Raw genomic sequence first — 4,393 nt, 5'->3', positions numbered from 1 at the left:
ATCCTAAATTGCCATCGGCAATGTAACTTTGAGTATGGAGTTTACTTAAATTTTGACAAAATTAGGAAACTCCTTTGAAGTTAGATGATTCTTGAAAAAAAGAGTTTTTACTTGATTAGAACAACAGGATATACCCAATAAAAAAATCAAAAGTTGCCGACACATGAAATATCTTCAAAGCCAAATAACCGAACTGATTTGTCCCAGATGCAAAAATGAATCACTGGATTTTAATAATGATGTCATCTGCTGTCAAAACTGCCAACAACAATACGAAATTAACAACAAGATTCCTCTGTTGTTTTGGCCTGAAGATATTGACGCCCCATCAGGAAACATTACTAACCTCGTGAAGGCATTTTATGAAGAAAATCCCTTTCCTAACTATAATGATTTAGATAGTGTGGGCAGTTTAATGCAAAAAGCCAAAGAAGGTATATTTGCTAAGGTATTAGATGAACAATTGCCTTTTGGAATTAAGGTATTAGAATGTGGATGCGGTACCGGGCAGTTAAGTATTTTCCTGTCCATAGCTAATCGCACTGTGTTTGGCGTTGATATGTGCCTTAATTCATTAAAACTAGGTCAGGCTTTCAAAGAGAAATACGAATTACAAAGAGTTAATTTTCTCCAAATGAATATTTTTCAGCCTATCTTTAAGCCTGAAAGTTTTCATGTAGTCATTTCTAATGGTGTGTTGCACCACACACATAATCCCAAATTGGCATTCTCATCCATTGCTAAGCTGGTAAAACCAGGAGGATACATTATTATAGGGCTTTACCACAAGTATGGAAGAATCTGGACAGATGTGCGACGCTTAATTTTCAACTTAACAGGCGATAAATTCAAGTTCCTAGATCCAAGAATAGTAGATGTAAATCTCAACGAACGTAAGCGACATACATGGTTCATGGATCAGTATAAAAATCCTAATGAGTATAAGCATACGATCGGTGAAGTGATGGTTTGGTTTGCAGAAAATGGTTTTTCATTTGTTAATAGTATTCCTAAATCTGGGCTAGGTAAAAAATTTAGTCCTGATGAAAAGCTATTTGTTGCCCAGTCGCCTGGAAATGCTTTGGAACGTTTTTTAGTAGAATCATCAATGATTTTTACAAATAGCAAGGAAGGAGGATTTTTTATTATGATTGGCAAAAAGGAGGGTTAAAAACTTAAATTTCTGGGGTGGGGATTTAGAAGCTCTTAGCTCAAAGCTCACAATCCTTCTTATGTATAATCAAACCGATTATTTCTCAGAACAAGAGTGATGAAACCAGAAAAATTCTTGAAAGAGCGTGTGGCTATTGTAACGGGAGGAACTTCCGGTATAGGCAGAGCTATAGCTATAGCTATAGCTGAAGCGGGAGCTGATGTAGCTGTAGGTTCCCGTTCTGCTGCCACAAGTTCGTGCAAAGCTGAAATTGAGGCAAAGGGAGTTAAAGCTCTGGCAGTGAATTTGGATGTCTCTTCCACCGACTCCGTACAAGCTTTTTACGACTCGGTGGTAAAAACTTTTGGCAAAGTAGATATTCTCGTTAATTCTGCCGGAACTATTGTGTCGCAGACAATGTGCAACCATTCTGACGAACTTTGGCAAGAAACTATGGAAGTTAACCTCAACGGTGTCTATCGTACTATCAAAGTTTGCTTACCTGGGATGATTGAGCGCCGATGGGGTCGAATTATTAATATTGCTTCTATATCTAGTGTAGCCGATTCTAGTTATGTTGCTTATTGTGCTTCTAAAGCCGCAGTGGTGGGGCTAAGCCGCTGCGTAGCGAGGGAGGGAGCGGCTCATGGGGTATCTTGCAATACTATTAGTCCTGGCTTTGTAGAAACTCCGGGTAGCAAGACTTTTTTAGCAGAAGTGGCAAAAAACCAAGGTCGAAGTTTGGCTGAATATATTGAGGAGTTCAAACAGAACAATCCCCAAAAGAGAGTTATACAACCTGAAGAAATTGCGGCACTGGCTCTGTTTTTGTGCCGTGACGAAGCGTTTGGGATTACGATGCAGGACATTACTTTATCGGCTGGCGGATTTTAGTCAGGATTTTGAGCTATATATAACATGAAGAAAGAGATGATTGAGCCGGATTTGATTTCGACTGAAAATGAGTTCCCTCCGATCGAAAAGATGGGTTTGTTTATAGCTGCGTCGCGGGCACTCTGTGTTGGGGTACAACTTGCAGTTTTCACTCATATTGCCGATGGCAAGAGAACTGTCACAGAGATCGCACGCGCCGCAGAAGCTTCCGATCGCGGTGTCCGTATGTTACTGGATGCACTCGTCGGTCTCCAGTATCTTACAAAGTCGGGTGAAGAGTACGGTCTTACACCAATTTCCTCAGAATTCCTGGTTCGAGACAAAGTTAACTATATGGGTCTTTTGCTCGAGGAAGAGTGGATGTGGGAGAGTTGGAGTCATCTGCTGGAAGTCGTTCGCACTGGAAAGCCTGTCAGACAAGCTGATGGTGTACAGACAGGGATAGCTCAGAAGTTTTTCCGCGCTTATATTCCTTTGCTACACTTTGTTAACCGTGAGCCTGCGCGTCGCGCCGCGCAGGTTTTGTTGAACCAAGGTGTTTTACAGCCGGGGCTGCGTGTGATTGATGTGGCTTGTGGCTCTGCGGTTTGGTCGATCGCTGTTGCCCAAGCAACGGGTCGGGACACCAGTGTCACCGCAATGGACTTGCCACCTGTTCTTGAGATTGCACGCGAGTTTCTCAAACAGGATGGCGTCGAGAACCAGTATGATTTTCTGCCGGGTGACCAGAGAGAGATGCAATTCGGACAGAACGTCTACGACTTAGCGATTATCGCACGCTATATCCACGATTTGGGTGAGCGGGAGGCACAAGATCTTTTCCGCAGAATCTGGGTTGCTCTCAAGTTTGGAGGACGAATTGCTGTCACTGACTGGATGCCAAATCACGATCGCACTGGTCCGATGACACCTCTCATCTTTGCGCTCGGAACCTTGCTCCACAAAGAGGAAGGCAACGCGCATACCGCTGCGGATTACTCGCGTTGGCTGCACTCTGTCGGCTTTACTGGAATCGAAGTGTCTGACCTTGGTTCAGATTTAACTCTGGTAGTTGCTGTCAAACAATAAAGTCAAAAGTCAAACGATTTTGGATTTTAGATTTGCGATTTTGGATTGACTGCGCCCACTTTCTGACGCAGCTTGGAGATTTTAGATTTGTTCTGTCCACAAGGGGCGGGGCATGAATCTAAAATTGCTAGTCAAAATTAGGAATTTCTTTCCACTATCTCGTTTTCCCGCTCCCCCGCTACCCCACTCCCCCACTCTCCGGCGGGGAGTTTCAAAATATCATTGTATAGTTGTTTTGCAACTATTAAATTACCGTTTTTAGAAACATGAGCAAAGTCAGTATAGATGTACTCGTTACGTGAAAAAATATCTGTATAATCTAGTATCCAATCGTAACCGCGATCTTGAATAATATCTTTAATCAGCGGATATACGAATTTGTACTGTAATAGTAATTCTCGATCTAGTTCTGGGAACTTTAGATGGTCTAACTTTGGGTTACCAATAGAAGCAACTGGCTGCAATACCGCTATAAATTTTACGCCTTCTGCTTCGGCTATATCATGTGCTATTTCCCAATCTTTTATAAGTCTTTCTGCAACTTTTTGAGCGCGTTCTGGTAAGTTATCGCACACATAGTAGCCATCAGTGGATTTTGTTTTGCCTGACTCAATTTTAGGATCGGATAGAGGACGGAGAATTTCCCCGGCTAATTTTCTGGTGCCATCAAAAAAAATCCGATTGATTAAATTTAATACTAAAACATCAGTTCTTTTAGCAAGTATTGCTGCCGATCTTATGCTATTTGTCTTTAAATTGTCACCAATTTTAAAATGGGAATCGCAAGAGACATATATATCATTTACCCCATCATAAAATACCGCCGCATCAATTTTATCTCCGGTAACTAAAACATTAATAAATTGATCGAGTAATTGACGGCTCGTATAGCCAATCTCACCTCTGTTGTAAGAAGGTATGCCTGAAATTGAACTGAACAAAGCCGGAATAGTTTCATTGTCCCGCACACCATAACCCCACATAGTCGAGCCGCCAAAAAAGTAAAAAGACTTACTATTAGGCTTATAATCAACAGGTGTGGGATCTATACGATATCCATTAGCATCGACATGAAATGTTTTGTATTCAACGGGAATTCTACTCCAACCAACAGTCGGACTGTATTGAAGTGTACTTCCTTCACTCAATTCTTTAAAGTGAATTTTTGCGAAATCTTTATCATTAGCGTAATTAATTAAGTAAGAGCGATCGCCTCCTGTGTCCGCAGTTTTGATAAAATATATATCGACAATTTTATTGCTAAAGAAATTTACAAAT

At 41.2% G+C, this 4,393-nt stretch carries 4 protein-coding genes; 3 read left to right on the top strand and 1 reads right to left on the bottom strand.

The window, feature by feature from the left end; all coding sequences use genetic code 11:
• The first annotated feature begins 163 nt into the window (after positions 1-163).
• The 3 genes from H6S82_RS20265 to H6S82_RS20255 all read left to right on the top strand — a co-directional run bounded on the left by H6S82_RS20265 (position 164) and on the right by H6S82_RS20255 (position 3,115).
• Entirely contained in the window at positions 164-1,171 is a 1,008-nt protein-coding gene (locus H6S82_RS20265) for a class I SAM-dependent methyltransferase (RefSeq protein WP_190474009.1), read from the top strand.
• 99 nt (positions 1,172-1,270) lie between these two features.
• A complete protein-coding gene (locus tag H6S82_RS20260; RefSeq protein WP_190474011.1) occupies positions 1,271-2,047 on the top strand; it encodes an SDR family oxidoreductase in 777 nt (258 codons plus the stop codon).
• Positions 2,048-2,071: 24 nt separating this feature from the next.
• Positions 2,072-3,115, top strand: a complete 1,044-nt coding sequence (locus H6S82_RS20255; protein ID WP_190474013.1) for a class I SAM-dependent methyltransferase — start codon at positions 2,072-2,074, stop codon at positions 3,113-3,115.
• 137 nt (positions 3,116-3,252) lie between these two features.
• Here H6S82_RS20255 and H6S82_RS20250 read toward each other — a convergent pair.
• Positions 3,253-4,393: hypothetical protein (locus H6S82_RS20250; RefSeq protein ID WP_191056621.1), on the bottom strand; the 1,141-nt coding region annotated here is incomplete at its 5' end.

The sequence above is a fragment of the Planktothrix sp. FACHB-1355 genome, assembly GCF_014748295.1.
Classification (GTDB): domain Bacteria; phylum Cyanobacteriota; class Cyanobacteriia; order Cyanobacteriales; family Aerosakkonemataceae; genus Aerosakkonema; species Aerosakkonema funiforme_A.
This window is presented reverse-complemented; position numbering and strand designations above follow the sequence as displayed.